The organism is Pseudanabaena yagii GIHE-NHR1, from assembly GCF_012863495.1.
GTDB lineage: Bacteria > Cyanobacteriota > Cyanobacteriia > Pseudanabaenales > Pseudanabaenaceae > Pseudanabaena > Pseudanabaena yagii.
This window is the reverse complement of sequence record NZ_JAAVJL010000001.1, coordinates 3,597,580-3,624,291: the sequence shown is the minus strand read 5'-3', so window position 1 is coordinate 3,624,291 and position 26,712 is coordinate 3,597,580. Positions and strand designations below refer to the sequence as shown.

General features: G+C 42.4%; 22 protein-coding genes and 2 pseudogenes. 9 read left to right on the top strand and 15 right to left on the bottom strand.

Going from position 1 to position 26,712, the window contains the following annotated elements; all coding sequences use genetic code 11:
* Positions 1-37 precede the first annotated feature (37 nt).
* Entirely contained in the window at positions 38-1,159 is a 1,122-nt protein-coding gene (gene opcA, locus HC246_RS16605; protein ID WP_169364350.1) for a glucose-6-phosphate dehydrogenase assembly protein OpcA, read from the top strand.
* A gap of 219 nt (positions 1,160-1,378) precedes the next feature.
* On the opposite strand, the gene HC246_RS16600 is transcribed toward opcA, so the two are convergent.
* The 5 genes from HC246_RS16600 to hemF form a co-directional block, all read right to left on the bottom strand.
* Positions 1,379-1,699 (bottom strand): slr1957 family protein, encoded by a 321-nt coding sequence (locus tag HC246_RS16600; protein ID WP_169364349.1) that lies wholly within the window; start codon positions 1,697-1,699, stop codon positions 1,379-1,381.
* A 153-nt stretch (positions 1,700-1,852) separates the two neighbouring features.
* On the bottom strand, positions 1,853-2,947 hold the full coding sequence (locus tag HC246_RS16595; protein WP_169364348.1) for an AI-2E family transporter: 1,095 nt from the start codon (positions 2,945-2,947) through the stop codon (positions 1,853-1,855).
* A gap of 107 nt (positions 2,948-3,054) precedes the next feature.
* Positions 3,055-3,756 carry an ABC transporter ATP-binding protein gene (locus tag HC246_RS16590; RefSeq protein WP_169364347.1) on the bottom strand — a complete coding sequence of 234 codons (702 nt, stop codon included), beginning with the start codon at positions 3,754-3,756 and terminating at the stop codon, positions 3,055-3,057.
* A 137-nt stretch (positions 3,757-3,893) separates the two neighbouring features.
* Positions 3,894-4,193, bottom strand: a complete 300-nt coding sequence (locus tag HC246_RS16585) for a hypothetical protein (protein ID WP_211167729.1) — start codon at positions 4,191-4,193, stop codon at positions 3,894-3,896.
* Between the two features lie 298 nt (positions 4,194-4,491).
* The gene (gene hemF / locus HC246_RS16580; protein ID WP_169364346.1) at positions 4,492-5,514 is read right to left on the bottom strand and encodes an oxygen-dependent coproporphyrinogen oxidase; all 1,023 of its coding nucleotides are present in this window, start codon (positions 5,512-5,514) and stop codon (positions 4,492-4,494) included.
* Between the two features lie 147 nt (positions 5,515-5,661).
* On the opposite strand from hemF, the gene HC246_RS16575 reads away from it, so the two are divergent.
* Positions 5,662-6,222: a GNAT family N-acetyltransferase gene (locus HC246_RS16575; protein ID WP_169364345.1), complete on the top strand. Its 561-nt coding sequence runs from the start codon at positions 5,662-5,664 to the stop codon at positions 6,220-6,222.
* Between the two features lie 36 nt (positions 6,223-6,258).
* On the opposite strand, the gene HC246_RS16570 is transcribed toward HC246_RS16575, so the two are convergent.
* From HC246_RS16570 to HC246_RS16560, 3 genes are all read right to left on the bottom strand, one after another.
* Complete coding sequence (locus HC246_RS16570) at positions 6,259-7,032, bottom strand: SDR family NAD(P)-dependent oxidoreductase (protein ID WP_169364344.1); 774 nt, start codon at positions 7,030-7,032, stop codon at positions 6,259-6,261.
* Between the two features lie 503 nt (positions 7,033-7,535).
* A complete protein-coding gene (locus HC246_RS16565) occupies positions 7,536-8,192 on the bottom strand; it encodes a Coq4 family protein (protein ID WP_169364343.1) in 657 nt (218 codons plus the stop codon).
* Between the two features lie 128 nt (positions 8,193-8,320).
* Positions 8,321-9,946, bottom strand: coding sequence for a peptide chain release factor 3 (locus HC246_RS16560; protein ID WP_169364342.1), 1,626 nt, complete (start codon positions 9,944-9,946; stop codon positions 8,321-8,323).
* A gap of 166 nt (positions 9,947-10,112) precedes the next feature.
* Here HC246_RS16560 and HC246_RS16555 point away from each other — a divergent pair, with 166 nt between their 5' ends.
* The 3 genes from HC246_RS16555 (at position 10,113) to HC246_RS16545 (ending at position 12,620) form a co-directional block, all read left to right on the top strand.
* The gene (locus tag HC246_RS16555; protein WP_169364341.1) at positions 10,113-10,343 is read left to right on the top strand and encodes an RNA-binding S4 domain-containing protein; all 231 of its coding nucleotides are present in this window, start codon (positions 10,113-10,115) and stop codon (positions 10,341-10,343) included.
* Positions 10,344-10,636: 293 nt separating this feature from the next.
* Positions 10,637-12,151 (top strand): adenylate/guanylate cyclase domain-containing protein, encoded by a 1,515-nt coding sequence (locus HC246_RS25975; protein ID WP_225902970.1) that lies wholly within the window; start codon positions 10,637-10,639, stop codon positions 12,149-12,151.
* A 103-nt stretch (positions 12,152-12,254) separates the two neighbouring features.
* Positions 12,255-12,620: a hypothetical protein gene (locus HC246_RS16545; protein WP_169364340.1), complete on the top strand. Its 366-nt coding sequence runs from the start codon at positions 12,255-12,257 to the stop codon at positions 12,618-12,620.
* Here the strand turns inward: HC246_RS16545 and HC246_RS16540 are convergent.
* On the bottom strand, positions 12,617-13,420 hold the full coding sequence (locus HC246_RS16540; RefSeq protein WP_169364339.1) for a hypothetical protein: 804 nt from the start codon (positions 13,418-13,420) through the stop codon (positions 12,617-12,619). The two genes, HC246_RS16545 and HC246_RS16540, sit on opposite strands and share 4 nt — an antisense overlap.
* 95 nt (positions 13,421-13,515) lie before the next feature.
* Positions 13,516-13,785, bottom strand: a complete 270-nt coding sequence (vapB, locus tag HC246_RS16535; RefSeq protein WP_169364338.1) for a type II toxin-antitoxin system VapB family antitoxin — start codon at positions 13,783-13,785, stop codon at positions 13,516-13,518.
* 157 nt (positions 13,786-13,942) lie between these two features.
* Between vapB and HC246_RS16530 the strand changes: the two genes are divergently transcribed.
* A complete protein-coding gene (locus HC246_RS16530; protein WP_169364337.1) occupies positions 13,943-16,180 on the top strand; it encodes an NADP-dependent isocitrate dehydrogenase in 2,238 nt (745 codons plus the stop codon).
* Between the two features lie 367 nt (positions 16,181-16,547).
* Here HC246_RS16530 and leuS read toward each other — a convergent pair whose 3' ends face one another.
* Positions 16,548-19,562 (bottom strand): leucine--tRNA ligase, encoded by a 3,015-nt coding sequence (leuS, locus tag HC246_RS16520; RefSeq protein WP_225902969.1) that lies wholly within the window; start codon positions 19,560-19,562, stop codon positions 16,548-16,550.
* Between the two features lie 170 nt (positions 19,563-19,732).
* On the opposite strand from leuS, the pseudogene HC246_RS26965 reads away from it, so the two are divergent.
* Both HC246_RS26965 and HC246_RS26960 read left to right on the top strand, forming a co-directional pair.
* Positions 19,733-19,969, top strand: a pseudogene (locus HC246_RS26965) (Uma2 family endonuclease); the annotation flags it as partial.
* 309 nt (positions 19,970-20,278) lie between these two features.
* Positions 20,279-20,671: pseudogene (locus HC246_RS26960) on the top strand (SAM-dependent DNA methyltransferase); the annotation flags it as partial.
* A gap of 115 nt (positions 20,672-20,786) precedes the next feature.
* Here HC246_RS26960 and HC246_RS16505 read toward each other — a convergent pair.
* The 4 genes from HC246_RS16505 to HC246_RS16490 all read right to left on the bottom strand — a co-directional run bounded on the left by HC246_RS16505 (position 20,787) and on the right by HC246_RS16490 (position 24,971).
* Positions 20,787-21,503, bottom strand: coding sequence for a hypothetical protein (locus HC246_RS16505; RefSeq protein ID WP_169364336.1), 717 nt, complete (start codon positions 21,501-21,503; stop codon positions 20,787-20,789).
* Between the two features lie 103 nt (positions 21,504-21,606).
* The gene (locus tag HC246_RS16500; RefSeq protein ID WP_169364335.1) at positions 21,607-22,599 is read right to left on the bottom strand and encodes a pentapeptide repeat-containing protein; all 993 of its coding nucleotides are present in this window, start codon (positions 22,597-22,599) and stop codon (positions 21,607-21,609) included.
* A 23-nt stretch (positions 22,600-22,622) separates the two neighbouring features.
* Positions 22,623-23,981, bottom strand: coding sequence for a sensor histidine kinase (locus HC246_RS16495; RefSeq protein ID WP_169364334.1), 1,359 nt, complete (start codon positions 23,979-23,981; stop codon positions 22,623-22,625).
* Positions 23,982-24,077: 96 nt separating this feature from the next.
* Complete coding sequence (locus HC246_RS16490; RefSeq protein WP_169364333.1) at positions 24,078-24,971, bottom strand: FAD-binding oxidoreductase; 894 nt, start codon at positions 24,969-24,971, stop codon at positions 24,078-24,080.
* A gap of 437 nt (positions 24,972-25,408) precedes the next feature.
* Between HC246_RS16490 and HC246_RS16485 the strand changes: the two genes are divergently transcribed.
* The gene (locus HC246_RS16485) at positions 25,409-26,395 is read left to right on the top strand and encodes a hypothetical protein (protein WP_169364332.1); all 987 of its coding nucleotides are present in this window, start codon (positions 25,409-25,411) and stop codon (positions 26,393-26,395) included.
* Positions 26,396-26,712: the final 317 nt, after the last annotated feature.

Below are 26,712 nucleotides of genomic sequence, written 5' to 3'. Positions count from 1 at the left end.
AAGGTAAACGGTGTTGATTTAGATTTAACTTTTCCCTATGAATACTCAAGCAACTCCCGTCGTATCTTTGCAAGCTCCCAAAGATGTCTCGGTATCCCAAGTCGAAGCAGAGCTAAGCAAAATCTGGCAGTCCTATGGTGAGAACTCTGCGGCTCGTGCCACCACCTTTAACCTATTGGTATATGAACCAGAAACTATTGGTGCAGCATCACGGATTGCTTCGGTAGAATCGATCGCTTCTCAAAGTCCCTGTCGAGTCATTGATCTGGTCACCCTTGAGGGTGAGGATCAAGGTATATCTGCACAGGTAGCAGCTTACTGCCCAATTCAAAAAAGCCGTAGCTCCTTAATTTGTGGAGAATACATCACACTCTCTGGAGCAAAGACTTCCTTTGAGCGGGTACATAGTATTCTTCCAGAATTGCTGATCCCCGATTTGCCTGTATTTCTCTGGTGGAAAGATAGCCCTGCTCCCAATACCAGAATGTTTGAGAAGCTGGTCAATTTAAGCGATCGCTTAATTATGGACTCGGCAACTTTTAGTAATTCTGAAGCAGACTTGCTAAAGGTCAAAGCAATGATCCAAGCTAGCACCCAAATTGCCGATCTCAACTGGCAAAGGCTAGCTCCTTGGCAAGAACTCACGGCTCAGGCCTTTGACCAACCCGATCGCCGTGCTGCCGTTTGGGAAATCGATGGAATTACCATTGACTATGAACGCGGTAATAGTACCCAAGCCCTGATGTTTTTAGGCTGGATCGCTAGCCGTTTGGAATGGGAACCAGTCGAACGCACCAGTGAAGGTGGCGATTATGACATTCAGCATATTATTTTTGAGGGACGACACGATCTCCGAATCAAAGCTGAACTCGCAGCGATCCCCGTTGGTGATCCCGGAGAAGTAATTGGTGATTTGATTGGTTTGCGCTTAACTGCTTCTAATCAAAATACTGATGCTTGTAATGTTTTCTGCTCTGAGTCCACAGGCTGTATGCGGATGGAAGCTGGTGGTGGCGCACAGAACTATCGTGTGCATCAGGTATCACCTTTATCCGATCAAAGTGCTGATACCCTGCTCGGTCAACAGTTACAGCGCTGGGGGCGAGAGGTGCTTTTTGAGGAAAGTCTGGCACTGGTAGCCAAAATATTGGCTCTATAAAGAAAGGCTCGCTAAGCGAGCCTTTCTTGTCTAAATCAAAAGGGGATGCATTGCATCCCCTTTTGATTAACAAGAGTTCGGGATAATTTGAAACGGTCTTTGAGAGAGGATTTGCGTTGCAAACCCTCTCTCAAAGACTAAAAGTAAAAGCCTTGCTTAGCAAGGCTTTTACTTTTAGTCTTTTAAAATTTGCCAGCTTAACCTGAACTGACGTTTTGGTTAAAATTCTTCGATTTCTAGCTGTCCGACGATAAAGGCGACACAGCCAAATGCACAGGTAATGGGTAGGGGATTTTTAAAGATAAAACTAAATATTGATGCAATACAGGAAATTGCGATCGCGGCTAATGTCCAAAACTTTTCATCATCACTCATCCCCTTAGCAGCTTTGATCTCTCGAAGGGTATCGTTAGGGATTGGCAAGGGCATGACAGAGCTGGGCGGAAATGCCCAATAATTACAGCATCGCTCTACGAATAGGTCAGTCCAACCATTTTCTTGACACCATTCGTCAATCCATTCATCCCGAAAACGCTTCATATGCACAAGTTGTCAGTTGGTCTATAAAAAGAGAAACATGAGTAGCATTTGCGCTGCTCATGTTTATTTTATTTAGATTAACAGAGTATCTATTGATTGGGTTATAAGTTACAAAAACTTAAAGTAATCCAAGGGGTTTGCCCATAGCTCTCTTTACTTTAGTAACACTTCAGTATTTGCGTCGGCTATTACCTCAACCTCCTTAGTTATTGGTGGCTTAACACCACGAATTGTGTCAAAAGTGCCTTTGATAAAACCTGCGATCGGTACGGCAACTAACAAACCTAAAACCCCATTGAGCTTAAAGCCAATATCTAGGGAAATTAACATCCAAACAGGGTTCAGTCCTGTTAATTCACCGACAATGCGAGGGCCTAATACATTTTCTACGACCTGAATAACAGCTACAGCTACCAATAAAACCTTTACTCCTAACCAAAAGTTTTGTAGGGCAAGCAATAGACTGATCGTAATAATTGATGTGGAGCCACCAAGGGGAATCAGACTCGCAATCCCAATACCAAATCCAAACAGTTGAGCCAAGGGGACACCTAAAATCAACAGGGCTGTGGTTTGGCATACGCCGAGGATAGTTGCTAAAGTTACTTGCCCGACAATAAAGCGTTCAAAATTGCGGGGTAGCAAATTCCGCACTTGATCATTCCATTTTTGGGGCAACCAACTAAGTAAGCCATTCCAAAGATCTTGCCCACGCAGAACTAGAAAAATAGAAAATACTAAAGTTAAAAAGACATTGACAATACTACCGATCGCTCCAAAAACGATGCTAAAAAGTTGACTGGTTAGCGATCGCAGCACACCTGTCAATTTTTCAATTAGTTGATTAAAGGTACTACTAATATCAATCGGTAATTGCTGCGCGAGCGCCCAAGTCTCAATGGTTTGTAGTTGCTGCTGACCTGACTTAATCCAATCAGGCAGACGCACAAGTAATTCATTTGCCTGTGCCAAAATTAGCGGCACGAGAAAAATAGCTAAAGTGCCAAGCAGCATGAAAAAGATGAGGATCACTAATCCTGCGGCAATACCACGCTTCACTTTCAATTTAATTAGAAAGCGAATGGGATAATCTAGCAAAAAGGAAATCACTGTTGCCGTAATGAGAATGCTGACTAATGGTTGTAATTCTCGGCATAGCAATAGCAATAACCAACCATTGAGAAAAATCAACGGAAAAGTTAAGCCAAGCGAAAACCAACGAGGCAGCTTATTCAGGGTCTCAATCATACGAAACAATATGGTGCGCTAGGTATCTACTTAAAATTGTGCGTTAAAAGTGTTGGTTAAAACAGAAAATCCGAAAAAGTTTTTGACTAAGAGCGAGTATTGCCCCACTATCCTAAGTACGCTTGACGCACTCTTTCGTCAATTAATAAATCAGAAGCTTGTCCTTCAATTGTAATTATTCCTGATTCCATCACGTAGCCACGGTTTGCATTTTGTAGAGCCAAGGTGGCATTTTGCTCAACTAAGAGAATAGTTACACCAGATTTATTCAGTTCCACAATCGTTTTAAAAATTTCCCTTACAATTTGCGGTGCTAAGCCTAAGCTCGGTTCATCGAGCAGTAATAACTTCGGGCGACTCATCACCGCACGGGCGATCGCTAACATTTGTTGTTCACCACCACTTAGGGTTCCAGCGAGTTGATCGCGCCGCTCACCGAGGCGTGGAAATATCTGAAATTGCTTTTCGATATCGGCTTTAATCCCCCAGCGATCGCTCCGCAAAAAAGCACCGAGTTCCAAATTATCTAATACTGTTTGTCGAGCCAATACTCTGCGACCTTCGGGACTATGGGCAATGCCAGCTTGCACCACTTGATCGGGTCTTAAGCTCGTAATATTTTTGCCGTTGTAGAGGATCTGTCCCGATCGCGGTGATACCAAGCGCGAAATAGTGCGTAAAGTTGTTGTTTTACCCGCACCATTTGCCCCGATTAAAGTGACAACTTCGCCCTCATTGACAGTCAAGCTCACATCTTGCAAAGCCTGAATTCCGCCATAGTTAACACTAAGGTTGTTGATTTCTAACATTGGATCATTTTATCTTGCCATCTAAAATTATCACTCTAAAAATGAGACTTAGAGATTTAGATAGACTAATCTCATAAATAGGTAAAGATGGGCGGCGCTTCGCGCCGCCCATCTTTACCTATTTAGCACTACCAATCTCATAATTTTGTTAATGGCTCAATTGGAAGATCTTGATCAATTTCAAGCACTGTGATTATGGCATTTTCAACTACAGTGTTTCCTATAATTGTGTTATGCAATGCTTCAAACTTTGACTCTACTTCAATAATGTCTTCGTAGTGAAGAATTACATGGTAAAAACTATCAATAACTTCTCCCGTTTCTGATTTTTTTGTTTCTTCCCAAGCGATGTTTTGTTGTTGATCCTCAGCAATCTGTCGATAGCTTGCTGCTAGCTTTTCCAGCGCATTAGCGATCGCATGTTCTCTTGTCTGCAATAGCAGCGAATAGTATTAGTGGAGAGGTCTAACAGTTCGCAGATATACCACCCATTATTTTGTGGATACACATTAATTGCAAAATTTTCAGTGATGGAATTGCTGATTTCTGTCATAAGCCTGAACATTGAAATCTTTTGGACATTATATTTTTCTAATATAGCAATGTAAGTTTTGCTTAGAACATAAAACCCAAATATAGTGAAGGCGGCACGAAGTGCCGCCTTCACTATATTTGGGTTTTGATTTGTTTTCTTACATTGCTATAAAAAAGCACCTCTTACGAGGTGCTTTTTTATTAACCTTGCCAGTTAACCCAGTCTTGGGGTTTTAGGAAGGTTGTGTGCAATTCCGCTTCAGGGGTATTGGGTTCAGGATGATAATCATAATCCCAACGTACTAGAGGAGGAAGTGACATCAAAATTGACTCGGTGCGTCCATTGGTTTGCAGACCGAAAATTGTGCCGCGATCATAGACAAGGTTGAATTCAACATAACGTCCACGACGGTAGAGTTGCCATTGCTTTTCGCGATCGCCAAATTCCATATTGCGACGACGATTGGCGATCGGGGTATAGGCAGGCAAGAACGCATTACCACAATCCTGAACAAAGGCGAAAATTTCTTCCCAAGTACGAGGTACATCACCGATCTCGTCACTCATGACCTGAGCAGTTGTCGAGTCATTACTGTTTTTATAAAGTCCTTCTTCACCATTTTGGTAGTCAAAGAAAATACCACCGACCCCACGAGTCTCACCACGGTGCTTGAGGAAAAAGTAATCATCACACCATTGCTTGAAAACAGGATAGTAATTGGGATTGTGGCGATCGCAAGCAGCTTTGAGTGTAGTGTGCAAATGCTTAGCATCTTCGCCAAAGCCATAGTAAGGGGTGAGGTCGAGTCCGCCACCAAACCACCAGATTGGACCTGCTTCAAAATAACGATAGTTTAGGTGAACTGTTGGTGCGTAAGGATTTTTAGGATGCAGCACCATCGAAGTCCCCGTTGCATAAAATGTTTCGCCTGCAACTTCTGGATGATGGCGCAAAATGGTTGGGGGCAATTGGGAGCCAAAGACCTCAGAGAAATTTACGCCACCCTTATCAAAATAGTCACCATCGGTAATTACACGAGATCTGCCGCCGCCGCCTTCAGGTCGTTCCCACTGATCTTGTTTAAATTTAGCTTTGCCGTCTAATTCCTCTAAACCTTGGCAAATGCTGTCTTGTAAGTTCTGCATGAATTGTTTCACGCGAGTCTTAGAATCAACAGGAACTTTTGGTAAAACCTTACTAGGAGCAACAGGAGCGATAGTCATAATCGTTTCTTTGTAATTACTAAATATTTCAGGGATTGGACTTAGGATTTGTTATAAGCGTTTATCACTAAATAAATACTTTACATTTAGTCTGTGATGCTAGGTGAAATGTAAAGCATTGTGTAGAAAATTTATAGACCTATCACCATGCGAGATCTGCCAGAACAATTTCTAACTTTACAAACACCAAGACTGATTCTTCGTAAAATAACCATTGAAGATGCCGAGGATATCTTTGCCTATGCTAGCGATCCTCAAGTCACAACTTACACATTATGGGATGCACATCAGTCAATAAAGGATACCTACGAATATTTAAATAACGTTGCCTTTGCGATCTATCGTTCTGGGAAAGGAATGAAGTGGGGAATCGTTGAGAAAGAAAGTGGCAAATTAATTGGGACTTGCAGTTTGCACAACACGCCAATCCATCGCCGTGCGGAATTGGGCTATGTCATCGCAAGGGAATATTGGGGACAGGGATTAATGACAGAAGCCGCACAAGCGGCGATCACTTTCGGTTTTCATGTGATGCATTTGCTCAGGATTCAGGCATATTGCGCTGTTGATAATATTGGCTCAGCCAGAGTTTTAGAAAAATCTGGAATGCAGTTTGAAGGAATTCTACATAATTATGTATTCACAAAAAATCGTCCTTGGGATGTCAAGATGTATGCAATTACGCGATCGCCTGATTTTTTACTCTAATCAAAAAGAGAGAACTGCGAAGCAGTTCTCTCTTTTTTAACTAACTTTAGGAGCAGCCATGAGCAAGATCTTTTCCATTAGGAATGGAAAGAGCCGATGACACCAAACTGCGAGATGACTCTGCCAGCCGACCAGAATTTCGGGTGCTTCGCGCTCTAATCCAGAGATGAGAGCCTTAGCAACTTGCTTAGGAGTCATTAGGGAAACCCAACGAAACCACTCTAAATCCTGCGCCATATCTGTATCTGTGAGAGAGGGAAGTAAAGCCGATACTTTGATGTTGTAAGCAGCTAACTCTCCACGCAGAGCTTGAGTAAAACCAACGATCGCAAACTTAGTCGCCGAATAGGTTGCCATCGTTGGTGCAGCAACTTTACCCATCAGGCTAGACACATTGACGATGCTGCCTCGACGCTGCACCGCCATTCGTCGTGCCACCATGCGGGTGATTGCATACATACCCAGTAGATTAATTTCGATTTCCGACTGCACATCTTGAAAGCGCGATCGCAAAAATGAGGATTGATGCGCCACACCCGCACAGTTAATCAAAATATCAATAGGACCAACATCTCTCCATACTTGGGCGATCGCAATGTTCACTTCAATCGTTTGTGATAGGTCTAAAGGTAGACTTACAGCTTCTATCCCTAAATCTTCTATTTCAGAAGCTAGAGAATTTAAACGGTCTTGATCGCGGGCAACCAGAATCAAGCACTTTACACCGTGGTGAGCTAATTCTAAGGCGATCGCTCGACCAATACCCCTCGAAGCTCCTGTAATCAGAGCCGTTTTTCCGCGTACATTCATAAAACCTCCGATGTTGAGGTCTCACTATTTTTTACTGTTTGGGGTTGATATGGATTCTCTAACCTATGCCGTTAGCACGAAACCATACAACGTAAATTTTGTGAGACAAAAAGTAATCCCGTTGCGAGTTTTGTTGCCAGCAGATGACCAAACTTTTATATATGTTGACTTCTAAAAGGTTTGTTTAGTCATTTGTGACAACAAAGTGCTTCGTAAAAGCACGATGAAGCCTTCATCAGTCTTGCAATTGCATACCTAGTTCTGTCATGACATTACCTCCATTAGTAATCATGATCTGTACAGTAGCCAAAAGGAAATTTATACCAACTTTTAACATGGCGCTAACATTACAACTATTTTACAATTATGTAAAGTATTGTTAAATACATTTGCAATGTGCTTCGTTTATAGCGATTAAAAAATGATACTAAAGAATTATTTCTAAAGATATATAGCGATCGCCACGATCACAATAGTATTTTGCCTTCTATAAAATGATTATTTTATAAAATCTTGATATTCAATGAATCGCGAAGCTCCGTTAGAGGCTTCTCCCACAGAAGTTTCCAATCTATCCCAAATAGAGGTTGAGCATGTTTTGCCAAAAGCCATCCCTGTGCGATCGCATCCATATACTCTGTAGAACGTTCAATATCATAGACCACAGTTTTTAAGAGATTTTTGGTAATTAAAGCTAACCAGAATCGGCTGAAACGCATTTGGGATACATAGAAAGCTTCTAACTGAATCTCGCCAATAATATTGGTCTCAAATCCCGTAATCACATGCCAAATATCATGGGTTTCGGTAATATGTGCACCTAAAAACTCATAGTCATTGTTACTAGGCTTCATTTGCAATGGCTTGAGGTTGTTTTTGATCATATGCTGAGCATAGGTATAACCAAGAGTATGACTTGGCAAAAGGGCAAGCTGTTCTAAATCAACTACACCAACACGGGGATAGGTCGCAAAAGCAAGTTTCCCTTGAGGATGGCGAGATAAAGACTGAATCATTAATTGTAAGCTTTCTAAATCTGCACTCGCCGCCGCAAGGCGATCAATTACACCAAAATCTCCATCAGGCGATCGCACCATTTCTAGAAATGCCGATAACAGAGCTTCTTCTCTTTTTTGTTTAGCATCCAATGACTCAGTCATAGTTTTCAGTAATAACAAGTAAATTGATGAATCCGTAGGATGGGTTAGCGACAGCGTAACCCATATTTACTAGTTATTAAATGCGTTACGTTTAACTAGCACATCCTACGGTTTGGTATATGTAGGACTTACTTTGTATCAGTAGTAGTTAACTCGGCAATGGGGGCGATCGCTTTTAATCTCAACTTAGGGTGATCAGCTTCCACTTGATTTAAGTTCCATTGGTTTTTAAATAACAAAACAGGACGATTCCAGCTATCTTTGACCACCATTGTATTAAATAGTCTACCCACAGCTTCGAGCGCTTCCCAGCCATCCTCAACCCATCTCGCTACGGAATAAGGCATCGATTCGAGAATGGTTTCGACACTGTATTCGCTTTGGAGTCGATACTGAGCGACTTCAAACTGTAACTGTCCGACGGCAGCTAGAATTGGATCGCGCTTCGATTCATCAACGGAATACATAATTTGAATTGCACCTTCCTCCTGTAGTTCAGAAATCCCTTTACGGAATTGCTTGAACTTAGAAGGATTAGGATTACGGAGTGTACAGAATAGTTCTGGAGAAAAGCAGGGAATTCCCGCATATTGACGCTTTTTACCAAGATAAATCGTGTCACCGATCGCAAACATTCCGGGATTATTCAAGCCGATGACATCACCTGCATAGGCAACATCGATCGCCTCACGATCCTGACCAAATAATTTTTGGGCATGGGACAGCCGAATGCTCTTACCACTGCGTAAATGTGTCACACTCATGTCTTTCTCAAACTTGCCAGAGCAAACCCGCACAAAGGCAATGCGATCGCGATGGCGTGGATCCATATTCGCTTGCAGCTTGAAGACAAAGGCGGAGAAATCTTCATCCGTTGGCGAGACTTCACCACTTGAGCTTTCGTGGACAGTGGGAGTCATGCCAAATTCTAGAAAAGATTTCAAGAATAGTTCCACACCAAAATTGGTCATGGCACTACCAAAGAAAATTGGGGTGAGTTTACCCCGATGTAAATCCTGCGTATTCCATTCTGCACCGAGGGAATCGAGAACTTCTAAGTCTTCGAGCAGTTGGTTATAGAGATTATTGCCAATAAATTTAATGGCTTGGGGATCATCATAGGGATAGATATCAACGGTTGCTTCGCGTTGTCCGTGAGCGCTTCGTTGAAACAAATGCACGGTTTTCGTAGCGCGATCGTACACACCTTTAAACTGATCGCCCGTACCAATCGCCCAATTCATCACATAGGGAGTGATCCCTAACTCTTTTTCGATTTCATCTAACAGTTCCAATGGCTCACGGGTGGGGCGATCCATTTTATTGATGAAGGTAAAAATTGGCAGCGATCGCATCCGACAAACTTCAAATAACTTCCGAGTTTGTGGCTCTAAGCCCTTTGCCCCATCAACCAGCATCACCGCATTGTCCGCCGCCGCGAGGGTGCGATAGGTGTCTTCACTAAAATCTTTGTGGCCGGGGGTATCGAGCAAATTAATGCAATAGCCCATATAGTCAAATTGCAACACCGTCGAGGTAATCGAAATCCCGCGTTGTTTCTCTAATTCCATCCAGTCTGATGTAGCATGACGCTGAGCGGCTCTAGCTTTGACCGCACCCGCAAGGTGGATCGCACCTCCGTACAGCAATAGTTTTTCAGTAAGGGTAGTTTTCCCCGCATCGGGGTGGGAAATAATTGCAAAGGTGCGCCGCCTTTCGACTTCGCGCTCTAACTCTTGCCACAGTTGACTCATGGAAATTTTAACGAACTAATTTTTAGGGTGGTGCTCAATAAAGATGGCAGTATGCATGAGCAGAGCTAAGCTCTAATCATTAAACTATTTTTAGCCGAATCGAGATTTCGCGATACTGCATCTATTATGCTTACTTTTTAGCGCAAATTAACTTAATAAAAACACAATGCAAGAAAATTTTCAGGAAACCTTTGAACTAGCAGGTGAATATATTACTTTGTGCAATTTATTAAAGGTTTGTGGGGTTGCGGATACGGGTGGTGCTGCCAAGTTAATGATTATTGACGGTGAGGTGGAGGTAGATGGTCAGACTGAATTACGCAAAGGTTGTAAAGTCCGCGCTGGACAAAGAGTAAGTGGCTATGGCTTTACAATTCATGTAGTTACTCCTCAATAAATTTTAAGTACAGCTTAGAGAAATTTTTAAAGCGTCGCTTTACCACGCTTTAAAAATTCCTCTAAGGGACTTGCTATTAATTAAAGTACCTATGGCTTCGACTTCGCTCAGCCAAAGTTAGCTGAGCGAAGTCGAAGCTAGATAACTTTAATGGAACATTTTTTATCCGCAAGAGCCTAAGCTGCCTCATACAACCACTCATATTTATAGAAGTTAAATACTGCAAAAATTTGAGGTCAGCAATTGTGCGAATTGACCATCATGAGCGATCGAGCTAGCATAATCCTAGTTATTTGTCAGTATTTGTATTTTGCAAGTCTAGAACTCTGATTACTCCTCACCTTACCAATCTGTTTAGCAATGTTCCCCCTGTTGGCAATACTGCCGAGTCGATATTGTTTACGTTATTGGGTTGGGGAATACTTGCGACTGCGCTGATAAGCATGGTTGCCACTAGGCGATCGCTCAACTTAAAGCTCCAAAATTTACAAAAAGCAAATCAGGATCTAGATCTTCTAGTCAAGCAAAGAACTAACGAACTCGAAGCCGCAAAATCTTCACTACAACGCACTAATTTTTTGTTAGATCGGCGCGAGCAGCAACTTAGAAAACAGCAAAATGTTTTATTTGCCTTAACTAAAGACAAAGCAATTAATCAGGGTGACTTTATTATTGCTGTACAAAATATTACGCGGACAGGTAGCTATGCACTCAACGTCGAGCGGGTTAGTATTTGGCTATTCAATAAAAATAAGACCGTTTTACATTGCCTTGATCTCTATCAAAAAAGCCTCAAGTCACATACTGAAGCTGATATTTTAACCGCCGAGAAATATCCTAGTTTATTTAAGGCTATCCTCAAAGATCGGGCGATCGCGGTTGAAGATATCCAAGAAGATGAAATTTTTCAGGAATTGTTCCTATCCTATTACCTCCCTCTAGATATTGTCTCTGCATTAATATCTAGGTTTGAAGTCGGTGGCGAAATCATGGGGATCCTTGCTTTTGAGCATACTGATATTCAACACCTATGGCTAGAAGAAGAGATCAGCTTCGCAAATTCTCTATCTGATTTACTAGCACTAGGAATGGAAGCTCAGGAGCGGAGAAGAGTTGAAGAGAGTTTGCGAGTTGAGCAGAAAAAATCAGAACGGCTCTTGCTGAATGTATTACCACCAGAGATTGCAGAACGTTTGAAGTCTCTGCAATTTAAGACCCATAAGAATCCATTACATTTAAAAACTAGTGGCACAATTGTTGCGGATTCCTTTGATGAAGTGACTGTTCTATTTGCAGATATTGTCAACTTTACAGAATATGCAGCAGCGATTTCGGCGAGCGCGTTGGTGAATATCTTGAATGAGATATTTTCAGAGTTTGATTACTTCGTCGAGCAATATGATCTCGAAAAGATCAAGACGGTTGGTGATTCCTATATGGTGGTTGGAGGTTTGCCTGTGCCTAGTAACGATCATGCGGAAGCGATCGCCGAAATGGCTTTGCAAATGCAATCTTCAATCAAAAAATTTAAGCGAGAAGATGGTAGTCAGTTCTCCCTTCGTATTGGCATCCACACGGGACAGGCGATCGCAGGGGTAATCGGCACCAAAAAATTCATCTATGACCTATGGGGAGATACAGTTAATGTCGCAAGTCGTATGGAATCCTATGGCATCGCTGATTGTATCCAAGTAACTGAAGCAACTTATCAACTTTTAAAAGATAAATATCACTTTGAACAGCGCGGCATGATCAATATCAAAGGCAAAGGAGAAATGACGACTTATCTACTAAAAGGACGTGTTTAGGTACGGGTCACTAGGGAGAGACAATAATTCTTCCGTTAGTAGCTCTCTTAAAATAATGAGTATTTAGTATGTAGTCTAGCAACAAATTTTAATCGCTGTAATATTGTCTCATCAAGAAAAATCAAACAGCGATCGCTCCTCTCAACACCTCAACATCACGATCGCCTCTCGCAAAAATCAAACAGCGATCGCCCCATCACTCCCAAAACATCACGATCGCCTCTCCACTAAAAAACAAACAGCGATCGCCCCCTCAACATCACGATCGCCACTCCCAAAAAATCAAACAGCGATCGCCCCCCCAACACCTCAAAACCACGGTCGCCTCTCCAAAAAAACAAGCAGCGATCGCCCCCTCAACATACAAAATCAAGATCGCCTCAACCCCAAAAACAAACAGCGATCGCCCCCTCAATACCCAAACACCACGATCGCCTCCCCAAAAAAATCAAACAGCAATGCCAACTAGTTTTTTAGATCGAATTGAGAATATTTTTTTGGATCTAGGGAGCCAAGTGGAGAACGGTTTGTATTATTAATATATCTTTCTAAATCTTGTTTTAAATTTTTATTGCTCACCAAGTTAGACATGGCATTCTCTACAGATTCACGCAAGTTTGTATCAGGATTTTTAAAAACAACACCTATTATGATAATACTTCTTTGATCCCGTGTTTCATTTGGAGATTTCTGAGGACATTCATCATCTTTATGTTGTCCTAGTAGCAATAATAAAGTTTCACCTTTTGTAGTTTTAGCAATTTGTTTCACATATTTGCGTATTGATTTAGCTCGCATGAAAGATCTATCTTCTTCTTGTTTTGTATTAGAGCCTTCACAGGAAGCAGTTCCTACAGATATAACATCCAAAGCGTTTGTGATTCTTTCCCTGATTCCTTCTTGCCTAAATTTTTCATTGAAGAAACGATCTACTCTTATTTTTTGGTTCGTAGATATGTCCTCAATCCAATCCCAACTTCCATATTCCCATACATAATCATCATTAACACCAAATAAAGTATAGAAATCAAAAATTGCCTCATTACCTTTCTTGTCTTTTCCTTGTACCGATTGAATGATAATCCAATCATTACTCTTATTAGGTAAAACTATTGGCGGTGAAGGATCTCCAGTAATTCCAATTCTCATACCATAGGGTAAAATTACATCAAGTGTTTTAGGGTTCATTTTAAAAAAAGCAAATATAAAACTTGCAAAAGTCAAGAAAACCATAAATGTCAACACATATGAAATCTCTCTATTTGTCATTTCTTTACTTAAGTTTTTAAATGGCTAATGTTTTATAAATCATCTCAATAGAAACAAATTTACAAGTTTTCCCTAACTAGAATAAGCGACAATCATCAGATTTCTACCAAAGGCTCATCAAATTCATCTGACATCACAATCAGCCCTGCCATCGTTCCCGCTTGTCTATATTTTTTCTTGGGTATGCCATCACTTGAGATCGCCGCACTAGAAGATTTTTCAGTTCCCTTATTCAATAAATATTCAGCATAATGTAGAACCTCAATCTTAAGGGCATCTGGCATTTTCGCAAAAATTTTCAGCACCTCATCATCTAAGGAAATATTGGTGCTAGATTCTTGATTTTTGGTAATAGTTTGTTGCATTGACTTTCACTCTGGCGCGATCGCAGATAGAAATATTGACAATTATACAACTTAATATACTCGCTAAATTTCTGGATAAAACCGATACGAATCAGTTTAACTAACCCATGTATCATCTAAGCTATATATTGATCCGCAAGAAATCCGCCCAATCGCTATGAGCAATCAAACCTCAAAAATCACCTATACCTTTACCGATGAAGCTCCAGCCCTAGCCACATACTCCCTACTACCCATAGTCCAAGCTTTTACAAAAGCTGCTGACATCGAGGTTGAACTCAAAGATATTTCTCTGGCTGGGCGGATTATTGCGAATTTCCCTGAATACTTAACCGAATCGCAGCGTCAACCCGATGACCTTACGGAACTGGGCGCATTGGCGCAAACTCCTGAAGCCTATATCATCAAGCTCCCGAATATTAGCGCCTCTCTGCCACAGTTAACGGCAGCGATCGCTGAGTTACAAGCCAAGGGTTACAACATCCCCAACTATCCTGCTGATCCGCAAACTGAAGAAGAGAAGGTGATTAAGGCAAAATATTCTAAGGTGCTGGGCAGTGCAGTTAATCCTGTGTTGCGTGAAGGCAATAGCGATCGCCGTGTGGCTTTAGCGGTTAAAGAATTTGCTCAAAAGCATCCTCACTCCGTTGGCGCATGGTCAAAGGATTCTAAATCCCATGTGGCGCATATGACTGAGGGGGATTTCTACGGTAGCGAGAAATCGGTGGTAATTCCCAAGGCAGGCGTAGTTAAGATTGAATTAATCACAGCCGATGGTTCCACTCAAGTTCTCAAGGAGAAAACCTCTGTATTAGAAGGCGAAGTAATTGATGCTTCGGTGATGAGTGTCAAGGCTTTGCGGGAGTTTTATGCTCAGGAAATTGCGAAGGCGAAGGCAGAAGATATTTTGCTGTCTCTCCATGTCAAGGCGACAATGATGAAGATCTCTGATCCGATTCTTTTTGGTCATGCTGTGACGGTCTATTATCAAGATGTATTTGAGAAGTATGCTGACACCTTCAAGCAATTGGGTATCAATCCGAATAATGGATTGGGGGATGTTTACGCGAAGATTCAATCTTTACCTGATGAACAAAAAGAAGCGGAAGCGATCGCCGCAGATTTGCAAGCGGTTTACGAGAAGCAACCACGTCTAGCGATGGTTAATTCCGATAAGGGAATTACTAATCTGCATGTTCCTAGCGATGTGATTATAGACGCATCAATGGCGGCGACCATCCGCACCTCTGGCAAGATGTGGGGCGCGGATGGCAAGGCTTACGACACTAAAGCGATGATTCCCGATCGCTGTTATGCCACCATTTATCAAGCCTGTATTGAATTCTGTCAGGAAAACGGAGCCTTTGATGTCACCACAATGGGGAATGTTGCCAATGTGGGCTTGATGGCACAGAAGGCGGAGGAATACGGCTCCCATGATAAAACCTTTGAGATTCCTGCGGATGGAATTGTGCGCGTCAGTGATGAAACGGGGACAGTTCTAATTGAGCATTCTGTTGCTAAGGGGGACATCTGGCGGATGTGTCAAACTAAGGATTTACCCATCCAAGATTGGGTCAAGCTTGCCGTCAATCGGGCGAGAGCAACAGGAAATCCTACTATCTTTTGGCTAGATGAGCATCGCGCCCATGATGCGAATTTGATTACGAAGGTCAAGACCTATTTGCAAGACCATGACACTACGGGGCTAGATATTCAGATCATGTCACCTGTGGCGGCGATGAAATTTACCTGCGAACAGATTAAAGTGGGTAAAAATGTGATTTCTGTAACGGGTAACGTTTTGCGGGACTATCTCACGGATCTATTCCCCATCCTTGAACTTGGTACTAGTGCCAAAATGCTCTCGATTGTGCCATTGCTGGCAGGTGGTGGACTATTTGAAACGGGTGCAGGTGGTTCTGCTCCTAAGCACGTTCAGCAGTTTCTCGAAGAGGGGCATTTGCGTTGGGATTCCCTCGGAGAATTTTTAGCGATCGCGGTTACGCTCGAAGACCTCGGACGCAAAACTAATAACGAGAACGCGATGATTTTGGCAAAGGCTCTCGATCAAGCGAACAGTCTCTATCTCAATAACGACAAATCTCCCTCTCGCAAGATTGGTGGGATTGATAATCGTGGTAGTCATTTCTATATCGCGCTTTACTGGGCACAGGCTCTAGCAGAACAGAATCTGAATTTGGAACTGAAGTCAAAATTTGCTGAGTTGGCGCAGATCTTGGCGAATAAGGAAAGCCAAATTATTCAAGAATTGAGTGCTGTCCAAGGTCAATCTGTCGATATTGGCGGGTATTATTTCGCTAATCCTGATAAGGCTAGTCAAGCGATGCGTCCTAGTCAAACTCTAAATGAGGCAATTAATTCACTCCATTAATATCAAGTTCTATCTCCCAATTAGAAAGAACAAAGGTACGACTCTGTGAAAAACAACTTTTGATTAATAGGGTTGCAGATGCTTTGTGTCAGCAACCCTATTAATTTGTATGGGATGGACATAAATGGCACAGTGATTAGTCTGTTTGAAGATGGGTTTAGTCATGAGGAAATAGACTTTTTTGTTAAAAGTTTTGGGAAACGCGATCGCGACGGTAAATTTCAGCCTTTTTGCTTTGCGATTACATATTTTTTAAAAAGTTACATTTAGTGGCTTCTAAAATTTAAACCCATAAATTAGAGAAGGAAATTACTACCATTTCTAATTTATGAGTTTAAGCAAGATACTAATACTAGTAATTGAAGCGCTACACAACTACAAAATTCACCAACTTGCTGGGAACTGCAATCACCTTCTTAATCTCCTTACCTTCGAGATACTTCTGGGCAGCACTTGAACTGCGAGCATATTCTTCCAATGCTTGCTTATCATTGCTGGCGCTAGATGGCACTTGGAGACTGCCGCGCACTTTACCATTGATTTGAATGACGAGCGTAATCTCATCAACGGTAAGTGCATCAGGATCATGGGTGAGCCAAGGCTGTAAATGGATTGAGTCAGTATGCCCAATCAATGACCAAAGTTCCTCAGCAAGGTGGGGCGTAAAGGGAGCAAGCAAATTAAGTAATGTATTAATACCGTCACTGTAAGTATTAGAAATTTTAATTGACAAGCTGCCAGATATTGCATTACTCAACTTCATCATCTCAGAGATAGCTGTGTTTAGCAGATAACCGCATTCCATATCTTCCGTTATATCTTTAATTGCAGTATGAATTGGTCGACGCAATTCTCTCTCTGCTTTATCAAAAGATTCAGTGGTTTCATTGAAATGCTGTGAAGCTACAATTGTTCTCTCTTCTTTCAAAACAAACCGAACATCCAATTTTCTGCCTTGAAGAATATTATTAAAACGACTTTCATCTTGTGCCTTAAAACCTTGCCACTCCTCTTGTGTTACTAATGGTAAAAAGAGTAAAAAGCATAGTCTCAGTTGTTGAGAATTGCGTTCTTCTAAGTGTTGTTCTAATGAATCTCCAGTCAGTCTAAAGTATTCATCTCTAATTTTGCGTTCTTTCTCTATAATTTGTGAACACCAATTTTCTAAGAGATCAAAACTTACACTGTCAATTGTTACATCTTTTCTAAGAAGATTTGTTGCAGCGCCCTTAAATTGACCAGTATTAGATTGGTCAGCAAGCCATTTGTCATTATTGATTTCACACCATGGTTCTAAAATCCTGTTTTCATAGTCAACATTTCGGATTGCTTGCCACAAAATTGATTGTATTACCAAACGCCACACACGATTTAAGAAGCGTTGCTGACCTTCGACATCGGCATCTTCCCATTCCAAATCTTTTTCAGGAGGAGCTTTGAAGAGCGTGAACATCCGCAAAGTATCAGCTCCATATTTAGCGATCGCATCTACAGGCGATACCCCATTACCCTTAGATTTAGACATCGTGGCAAAGAGCGCTTGCAACGGTTCACCAGTTTTCGGATCTTTAGGATCTTTGGGATCGACTAAAGCCGAAGGAACCCATTTGTCCTTTCCACCTTTGTTGGGGTTCATGTAGGTCAAGCCCTGTACCATGCCCTGAGTGAGCAATCTCGTAAAGGGTTCATCAAAATTGAGTAAGCCGCGATCGCGCAAAACCTTAGTCACAAAGCGGGAATAGAGTAAGTGCAAAATCGCATGTTCGACACCGCCCACATATTGATCGACGGGTAGCCAATTATTTACCGCAGTGCGATCGCAAATTTCCTGATCATTCCGCGCATCACTGAAACGGAGGAAATACCAAGAAGAATCAATAAAGGTGTCCATCGTGTCTGTTTCGCGCTTGGCTGCTGTACCACATTTAGGACAGGGAACATTGATCCAAGAATCTTTTTGGGCGAGAGGCGATGCGCCGCGTCCTGTAAGTTCCACATCTTCAGGCAAAATTACGGGCAAATCTGCATGGGGAACGGGAACGATGCCACAACTTGGACAATGAATTACGGGAATCGGACAGCCCCAATATCTTTGGCGAGAAATCAACCAATCACGCAAGCGATAGGTGGTTTTGGCTGTTCCCCATTGGTTCTTCTCTGCAAGTTCAACAATCTTAGTTTTCGCAGTTACGGAATCCAATCCGTCAAACTCGCCCGAATTGACCATAATCCCTGCTTCGGTATAAGCAGCTTTCAGTGCTTCATCAGTTGCATTAGAGGTATTAATTACCGTCTGAATGGGAAGATTATACTGCTTCGCAAAGGCGAAATCGCGGACATCGTGGGCAGGAACGCCCATGACTGCGCCTGTTCCATATTCAAAGAGAACATAATCGGCAATCCAAATGGGAACTTCTTTCCCTGTGAAGGGATTAACCACACTTGTGCCGATCGCTACTCCACGTTTGGGGCGATCGTCAGAAGTGCGATCAATTTCGCTAAGATTTTTGACTTCTTCGATGAATTTGCAGACAGCTTCTTTTTGAGCAGCAGTAGTCAAAGTCTCGACTAGAGGATGCTCAGGGGCAAGCACGACATAGCTCACACCGTAAACGGTATCAGGACGGGTGGTGAAAACTGTGATTTTTTCGTCACTGCCAACAATTGGGAAACTTAGCTCTGCGCCTGTGGACTTGCCAATCCAGTTGGCTTGCATGATCTTGACGCTAGAGGGCCAGTCGTTGAGCTTATCCAAATCTTGCAAAAGCTGCTCGGCATAATCAGTGATTTTCAAGAACCATTGACGCAATTTGCGCTTTTCCACCAATGCCCCTGATCGCCAAGATCTCCCTTCACTATCCACCTGTTCATTGGCAATTACGGTTTGGTCAATCGGATCCCAGTTAACCTTGGCTTCCTTTTGGTAAGCCAAACCTGCTTCCAAAAATTGCAAAAAGATCCATTGCGTCCATTTGTAATAGTCAGGCGAACAGGTTGCTAACTCGCGATCCCAGTCGTAGGACAAGCCCACTTGCTGAAGCTGCAATCGCATATTGTCGATATTGGCGTAAGTCCATTTGGCGGGGTGAGTATTGCGATCGATCGCCGCATTCTCCGCAGGCAATCCAAAGGCATCCCAGCCCATCGGGTGCAACACTTGATAACCCTGCATTCTTTTGTATCGTGCAATTACATCAGTGATTGTGTAGTTACGGACATGCCCCATATGCAGATCTCCCGATGGATAGGGAAACATTGACAGTGCGTAAAATTTCTTGTTGTCTGCACTAATTGCATCGTTGCTTACTTTGTCAAGTTGTTTCTCTGCCCAAACTTGTTGCCACTTGGGTTCGATCTGCTGGGGATTATATCTAGTGTCCATTACTTATCAATCAATATGCGAATAAGAAAGCAAGCGATCTTTTGGATCGCTAGTCTTGAATCTTAATAATACTAAACATTTAGCATGAAAGCTCTAACCTACCTGAATTGAGGTGAAATACGATCCAACTAGTTACAACCAGTTTTACGAGCAATATTCATAGGTTTACGGTGCAGCAATACCATCTCATGCACGAGGCGGGGGTGTTTGCGGAAGGCGATCGCTATGAGTTAATTAATGGAGAAATCAGAGAAATGTCCCCAATCGGCATTAAGCACACGCTTTGTGTGGCGAAAACAGCAAGATTGTTGCAAATCAAATTAGGAGATCAGGTATTTGTCTGGGTACAAAATCCCATTATTCTTAGAAATCATTCAGAGCCTCAGCCTGATCTTGCAATCCTCAAATGGCGTGATGATTTTTATGCTAGTGCTTTGCCAACACCTGATTATCAGTATATTAAACAGATAAAAATGGCTAAAAAATCCCTACTATTCAGAGAATTACTCGATCAACTAGCTATTATTCAGCAATCAAATCCTATTGAACTCGAAGAAATAAAACGTAGCGATCGCCATAATCCATTTTTTGAACCAGTAAACTTAAATATGCAACTACAGCAACTCCAAGCAAGCAGAGAAAATATCTTAGCGATCGCTGCCAAACATGGAGCGTTTAATGTACGAGTTTTTGGCTCAGTCGCTCGTGGTGAAGCGGATACAAAACCCGCCGCCAAAGAACCTTGGACAAAGGAAGTCTGGATTTATGACTACCGTACCAATGTCCAACATACCCTCAAGAAAAATCCCCTCAAACTTGAAGATCTCCAGCCTTTTATCGATTGTTACAAATCAGGCGATCGCTACCACCACACAGAAACATGGTCAGAAGCAACACCTGAAGGACGCTGGCGCAAATTTAGCTATGACGAAATCATGGCGCGAGACAAAACCAACCTCGATATTTTCTGGCTCAAGGACAAAAGCCTCGCCGATCTCGATAATCTCCCCGATCCCGACATTCTGGCTAATGAAATCATCGAAAATATCGAAGCAGGCTTAGACAGCTTCCGCGAAATTATGGAAAATCTCAATGTGATCGCAATATAGCGCTTTTCAAGTAAGCGAAGTAAAGAGGGTTGTGTCCCCGCCTTCGGCGGGGACACAACCCTCTTTACTAGATTGAAATAAAAGAGAGAGACACGAAGTGAAGTGCCTCTCTCTTTTAATAGAAAGGTCTTAGTGCTTGTAAGATCACTGCCGAGGCGCGTTTCGCATCCTCTGGCTGATCAAGGGTTTGACTGACTTGAGTAAGTTGTTGTTCTAAAGCATCAAAAGTCTCATAGGTTTGAAAGACAAGCTGCATCAAATCATCGAGGTCATAGGTATAGAGTGCAGACCAATCCCGTTCCTGTGGACTAAATCGATAATGCAGACTAGAAAATAGCAGGATCTTGGCGTGGAGGGGACTAATATTGCGTGAAATATCAGCCCGTAGATCAAATAAGTTAGTTAAGTATTTAAGATTATGCCGATGGGGAATAGTTGACTGGCTATCAAATCCACTATTGTCATTTACAGGCTCAGAAGTATTTTCAGCAACTTCTTCCGCATTTAAAAATTTATGGGGCAGTTTCCCTTCATCGCGCAAAGTATAGAGAAACCCGATCGCATCGATAATATTATCGGCTGCAAGGAGATAGTCTGACTGTTTGCTAAGTTGCTTGACGTGACTATTTAACTTTTGCTTGAGCACATTGATATCAGGAAACCTGAGCATCAAGCCCCGCACAAGCTGGTACATCTGCAACGCTTTGACTTCGTTGACATCATTTGACCAAGTGTCATTACAAGTAAAGAGGATAAGTCGTTTGATGCGAAGTACATTGCTGTCTTGCTCCAAGCTATCTATAACTTCCTCTAGAAGATTGAAATCTTCCATAGATTTTTAGGTGATATGGCTAGAGATAGTATGAGTTACGCGATGTTCAGTTGTCATCTTGGTTGATGAAGGCTATCTGCGTCAAGGAGAGAAGGCATAAATTTTAGGAATGGATTTTACCATCGGGCATAGTTGCGTCATGGAAAATTGTACCGACAGTACTTGCGCCACTTAGCTCTGCTCTCGTGAGGACAGCACTGGTCAGATCCGCACCATCAAGATTTGCTCTTACTAAATAAGCATCTACGAGACTCGCTTGGCTAAGGTTGGCTTTGTCCAGTAGCGATCGCGAAAAATCGGTTCCTGTGAGAATTGCCTGAATTAATGAGGCACTGCTAAGGGTCGCCATACTGACATTAGCCTTGCTCAAATTCGCACCAAATAAATTTGCCAGACGGAGATTGGCATTTTTGAGATCTGTCTTGATAAAGTTAGCATTTTTGAGATTAGCTTCAGTCAAATTGGCATTACTGAGATTGGCTTCGGCAAAATTAGTACCATTAGCAATTACACCACTCAGATTTGCACCATGTAAGTTAACCCTCGCAAGGGTAGCTTCACTCAGGTTTGCTTCGGATAAATCGACACTAGTCAGATCAGCTCCGCTCAGATTTGCCCCGCGTAAATCAGCCTTGCGTAAATTTGCCCCATTCATGGTAGTTGGTGGATAGCCGCGCTCCTCTCGCATCAGCGTTGCACTTAAGATCGCACAACGTAAATTTGCCCCCCGCAAATTTGCACTGCGTAAGTCCGCTTCCCCTAGATTTGCATCCATCAAGTTGGCGAGCGATAAATTAGCCCCAAAGAGGTTGACCCGTTGCAACATTGCTCCATGCAGGTCTGCCTCAGCAAGATTAGCGCTCATCATGATTGCTTGGTTCAGGGTAGCCCCACCTAATCTTGCTCCAGTTAAGTTGGCATGGTTAAAAGTAACTTTATTCAGATAAGCAAAGACTAAATTAGTCCGTCGAAGATCGGCTTTGGTTAAGTTTGCGCCGATCAAATCACTGTTAAAGAGATTGGCATTAGCTAGATTGATACTGGCAAAGTCACGCCGACCAGCAGCATATTCTTTCAGAAGTTTTTCTGCACTCATGATACCTGTTTATTTACAAAGCTTTATTTACGAAGCGGCTGAGAGGTTTGCAAGTTTTCTGATGTCGTAGGGTTCTGATATGGTAGCGCGATTGTAATCCATGCTCCCCCTGTCTCAGGATGATTTCTGGCTGTAATTGTACCTTTATGCAATAGGACGATTTGATAGGCGATCGCTAATCCGAGACCACTACCGCCATGATCTAGCCCCGATCTAGTGCGTGACGACTCAACCCGATAAAATCGCTCAAAAATATGTGATAGGGCATCTTCAGGAAATCCATCACCAGCATCAATGGTTTCAATATGGACTTTGCTATCCACAATGCTCGCCTTGATCGTAATGCACTGAAGTGCGGGGCTATGCTTGATGCTATTGTCCAATAAATTTAGCAACAGTCGATAAATACGAGATTCATCAATTCGTAAAGTAATTGTTTCGTCACCAATATATTGCAGGCTAACTTTTTTGCGGTTGGCTAATGGCTCTAGGGTCGTCCATACCGATCGCACGAGGTCTGCTAAATTTACTTCACTAATTTGCAAATGCGGTTCAATCCCCACATCCATCTGCCCTAAATCGAGCAGATCCTTGACGAGATTAGTGAGGCGCTCAATTTCACTGAGCAGTCGCTCTACCCAAATTCTGGCGGATGGCTCGACACGAGGCTCAAGGGTTTCGGCGACTAGTCGAATTGAAGTTAAGGGGGTTTTTAGCTCATGGGCGACATCGGATGTCCAGCGATCGCGCTGCTGGGCAATGGCGATCGCTTCTTGGCGATCTTCCAAAAAAATGCCTACCTGACCATGCTCTAAATAAATGCTGTAAGCCCGAATTGGCCTACCTTGCTGCGGTACAGGATCAACAGGATCGGGAATAGCAGGATGAAATACCCAATCAACTTGAAATCCCATACTTTGCGATCGGGTTTGCTCGATTAAATGATCCAACTCATAGGAGCGGATTACTTGCAACAAAAAGGGTTTGCGAAGTAGTCCCTGCTGAGGATTCATAATCCCCAGCATCGTTGCGGCTCTTTGATTAAAGATATTTAAGTGGTTATCTTGATCGACTTGAATGTAACCAATGGGAGCAGATTCAATGATGTTTTCCCACAATAGTCGCTCAGAGTCATGCTCAATGAAACCATTACCATTTTGATCGCGATACTTGGGTTGCAGATCTTGTTGTAGGTTTTGTTGAATATTTTTTGCCCAAGACTTCAGGCTATGGATTGACCTAACTTTAAACACATGTTGCGATCGCTTCCGCAATTTGCGATTCCATTTTTTCTTGGCATAGTGCCAACTCAGCCAGCAAGAACTAGTAGCGATCGCTCCAATTACAATTCCTACAAGCAGCCAGAGTAATTCCAGTTTCATGCCGCAACAGGTATAGTTACCTAAATTATATACAAATCAATTTGTCTAAACATAAAAAGAGAGGGGTGCAAAGCACCCCTCTCTTTTTATGAGAACTTAGTAAGTCTCAACGTGCCAGCGACCGTCTTTCTTCAGTTGCTTCTCGAAATCTTTCCAAACCACACCACTCTTTTCTGCGGTTGCAGTCATGAATTCGGCGATACCATCTTCCATACCACGCAAACCACACATATAAGTATGGGTGCTAGGCTTTTGGAGTAGTTCCCAGAACTCATCGGCATATTCAGCCATGCGGTTTTGGATATACATCTTTTCGCCTTTGTCGTTTTTCTGCTCACGGCTAATGGCAACATCGTAACGGAAGTTACGCTTGTTTCTATAGGCAAGCCATTCCAGATCAGGCTTGTACAAAACTGCACTGTCAGTAGGGACACCAAAGAAGAGCCAAGCTAAGCCATTGAATTTATAATCGGGGTGCTTTTCTTTGAACATCCGCCACAAGAACGCACGGAAAGGTGCAATACCAGTACCTGTCGCAATCATAATAATCGTGGCATTAGGATCGTCAGGCAAGAGCATTTCTTTACCGACAGGACCTGTTAGCTTGACATCATCACCGGGTTTGAGGTCGGTCAAGAAGTTAGAGCATACACCTTTAACAGTTTCGCCTGCTTCGTTTTTGTACTCAAGGCGTTTGACACTCAAGGATAGAGTTTTGCCATCAAGGTCATCACCAAGGCGGGTAGAAGCGATCGAATAAAGGCGAAGTTTATGGGGTTTGCCGTTTTTGTCTTCTCCAGGAGGGACAACACCAATACTTTGACCTTCTAAGTAGCGAAGATCGCCTCCCGAAATATCAAATTTGACATGGCGGGTATCACCAGCAGCACCGGGTCTAACCAGTACTTCATTGGAGATACATTTTGCCGTAAATGGATTAGCGGGGCGGTAGATATTAACGGGAATATCTTTGTCTGAATTTGCACTCATGAGACGTTATGTGGACGATATATGACAGAAGAACACGCAGTTATTATATTTTCAAATGCGACTTGTCGGTATTCTGTAGCAGAAAGATCTCTTTGATGGGGCAAAGATTACATGTTTATTAATATTTTGACGCTATTTGTATTGAGTTTATGACACCCCTTAAAAACGTTATTTCTAAAGATAAATAGCAGTTTTTACACTTTAGCTTGAGTTTAACTCTGTAATGCGCTCGATGTTTGCATGAAATACCATGGAAACGTCACATAAATTAAAAATGCAATCACATATCTTATTTTAAAATTATATTTTAGCCTCGATATATAGCACCAAGTTACAGAGTTTTGTTTACCCGCCTTCGGCGGGGCAATAAAACCGTAATCCACTGAAAGCTATATACAGCAATAACTGAACGTTAGGTCTTAGAGGGGTCTTGAATCATGCAAATGGGCATCACGTTACGGAAAGCGATCGCTAATGGCACTCTCGGTTTGGGACTCAGTCTAGTAGTACCTGCTGCGAGCTATGCCTTTACATTCCAGTTTGACTACACCTACGACACCAATAGCTTTTTCTCCAATCAAACAAGAAAAGATCGCCTTGCTGAGGCTGCTTCCTACTACAACAGTTTCACAGATAACTTAGCTGCTATATGTGTTCCTGATTGTGGAGGTACAAATACTTGGACTCCTAATTTTTTAAATCCTGCAACAGGACTAGCAATTGATGGCACAACGAATCTAGCCATTAGTGCAAATACTCTATTAATTTATGTTGGTGCAAGAGATATAGGCTCAGGAACTCTCGGAGTGGGTGGCTTTGGCGCTATTTCCTCTGGTAGCGGAACACAGTCGTTTGTCAATAATTTACAATCCCGAGGGCAAGATGGTGCGATTGCTACTACTCCAACAGACTATTCTCCTTGGGGTGGCTCGATCTCTTTTACGACTAATTCATCTGTTGTTTGGAATTTTGGTGATGTATCTTCACCCCCATTAACTGGTCAAAGTGACTTTCTCTCAGTTGCTATCCATGAACTTGGTCACATTATGGGGATTATCTCAGGAAACCCATCTTGGGATAATAAAATTTCTAGTGGATCATTTACAGGTTCAAACTCGGTTGCGTTATATGGCAGCAATATTCCTCTATCAAGTGGTAATTCACACTGGGCTGACGGAACGATGAGTACTTTACCAGTGACTAATACAGCCCAAGAAGCCGCAATGGATCCCACTCTTACTCAAGGTACAAGAAAGCTATTAACTAAGCTGGATTATGCGGGTTTTAAAGATGTTGGCTGGGAAGTACCCGATAGTTTGACCTCAATTCCCTTTGAGTTTAAACCTGATATAGCGATCGCAATGTTAGCAACTTGTGTATTTGGAAACAAAATTTGGCGACTTGTACGTAAAACTAGCAAATAGTCACGCAATCCCAAGAATAACTATTTAAGTAGCTGGGTGCAATTAAATATAAACCCCAAAAACCTGTGGCGCACGCGTAGCGTGCGCCACAGGTTTTCTAGCTATTTACTAATTATTATTTGAATTATTGGATTAAAATTGCCTTTTTAGCTTGTTACCTAGCAGCTTTGTGTCAGCTTGTCTATGTTATTATCGATACAATTGCTACAAATTATAAACTTAAGGTACTTGCTACAAACTACTTGTTCGTAGTATGGAGCGCCAAGGGTATCTGCCGAGGCTTCAGCAGTAGGTTGATTGGATCGCGAACAATTTTA

Bases quoted from the DNA above. Each gene is read 5' to 3' on its own strand.
- HC246_RS16500 (WP_169364335.1), bottom strand. From the start codon at position 22,599: ATGAGTGCAGAAAAACTTCTGAAAGAATATGCTGCTGGTCGGCGTGAC.
- HC246_RS16575 (WP_169364345.1), top strand. From the start codon at position 5,662: ATGCGAGATCTGCCAGAACAATTTCTAACTTTACAAACACCAAGACTG.
- HC246_RS16530 (WP_169364337.1), top strand. From the start codon at position 13,943: ATGAGCAATCAAACCTCAAAAATCACCTATACCTTTACCGATGAAGCT.
- HC246_RS16540 (WP_169364339.1), bottom strand. From the start codon at position 13,420: ATGACAAATAGAGAGATTTCATATGTGTTGACATTTATGGTTTTCTTG.
- HC246_RS16560 (WP_169364342.1), bottom strand. From the start codon at position 9,946: ATGAGTCAACTGTGGCAAGAGTTAGAGCGCGAAGTCGAAAGGCGGCGC.
- HC246_RS16490 (WP_169364333.1), bottom strand. From the start codon at position 24,971: ATGAGTGCAAATTCAGACAAAGATATTCCCGTTAATATCTACCGCCCC.
- HC246_RS16555 (WP_169364341.1), top strand. From the start codon at position 10,113: ATGCAAGAAAATTTTCAGGAAACCTTTGAACTAGCAGGTGAATATATT.
- vapB (WP_169364338.1), bottom strand. From the start codon at position 13,785: ATGCAACAAACTATTACCAAAAATCAAGAATCTAGCACCAATATTTCC.
- HC246_RS16485 (WP_169364332.1), top strand. From the start codon at position 25,409: ATGCAAATGGGCATCACGTTACGGAAAGCGATCGCTAATGGCACTCTC.
- HC246_RS16570 (WP_169364344.1), bottom strand. From the start codon at position 7,032: ATGAATGTACGCGGAAAAACGGCTCTGATTACAGGAGCTTCGAGGGGT.
- HC246_RS16595 (WP_169364348.1), bottom strand. From the start codon at position 2,947: ATGATTGAGACCCTGAATAAGCTGCCTCGTTGGTTTTCGCTTGGCTTA.
- hemF (WP_169364346.1), bottom strand. From the start codon at position 5,514: ATGACTATCGCTCCTGTTGCTCCTAGTAAGGTTTTACCAAAAGTTCCT.
- opcA (WP_169364350.1), top strand. From the start codon at position 38: ATGAATACTCAAGCAACTCCCGTCGTATCTTTGCAAGCTCCCAAAGAT.
- HC246_RS16505 (WP_169364336.1), bottom strand. From the start codon at position 21,503: ATGGAAGATTTCAATCTTCTAGAGGAAGTTATAGATAGCTTGGAGCAA.
- leuS (WP_225902969.1), bottom strand. From the start codon at position 19,562: ATGGACACTAGATATAATCCCCAGCAGATCGAACCCAAGTGGCAACAA.
- HC246_RS16600 (WP_169364349.1), bottom strand. From the start codon at position 1,699: ATGAAGCGTTTTCGGGATGAATGGATTGACGAATGGTGTCAAGAAAAT.
- HC246_RS16565 (WP_169364343.1), bottom strand. From the start codon at position 8,192: ATGACTGAGTCATTGGATGCTAAACAAAAAAGAGAAGAAGCTCTGTTA.
- HC246_RS16495 (WP_169364334.1), bottom strand. From the start codon at position 23,981: ATGAAACTGGAATTACTCTGGCTGCTTGTAGGAATTGTAATTGGAGCG.
- HC246_RS16590 (WP_169364347.1), bottom strand. From the start codon at position 3,756: ATGTTAGAAATCAACAACCTTAGTGTTAACTATGGCGGAATTCAGGCT.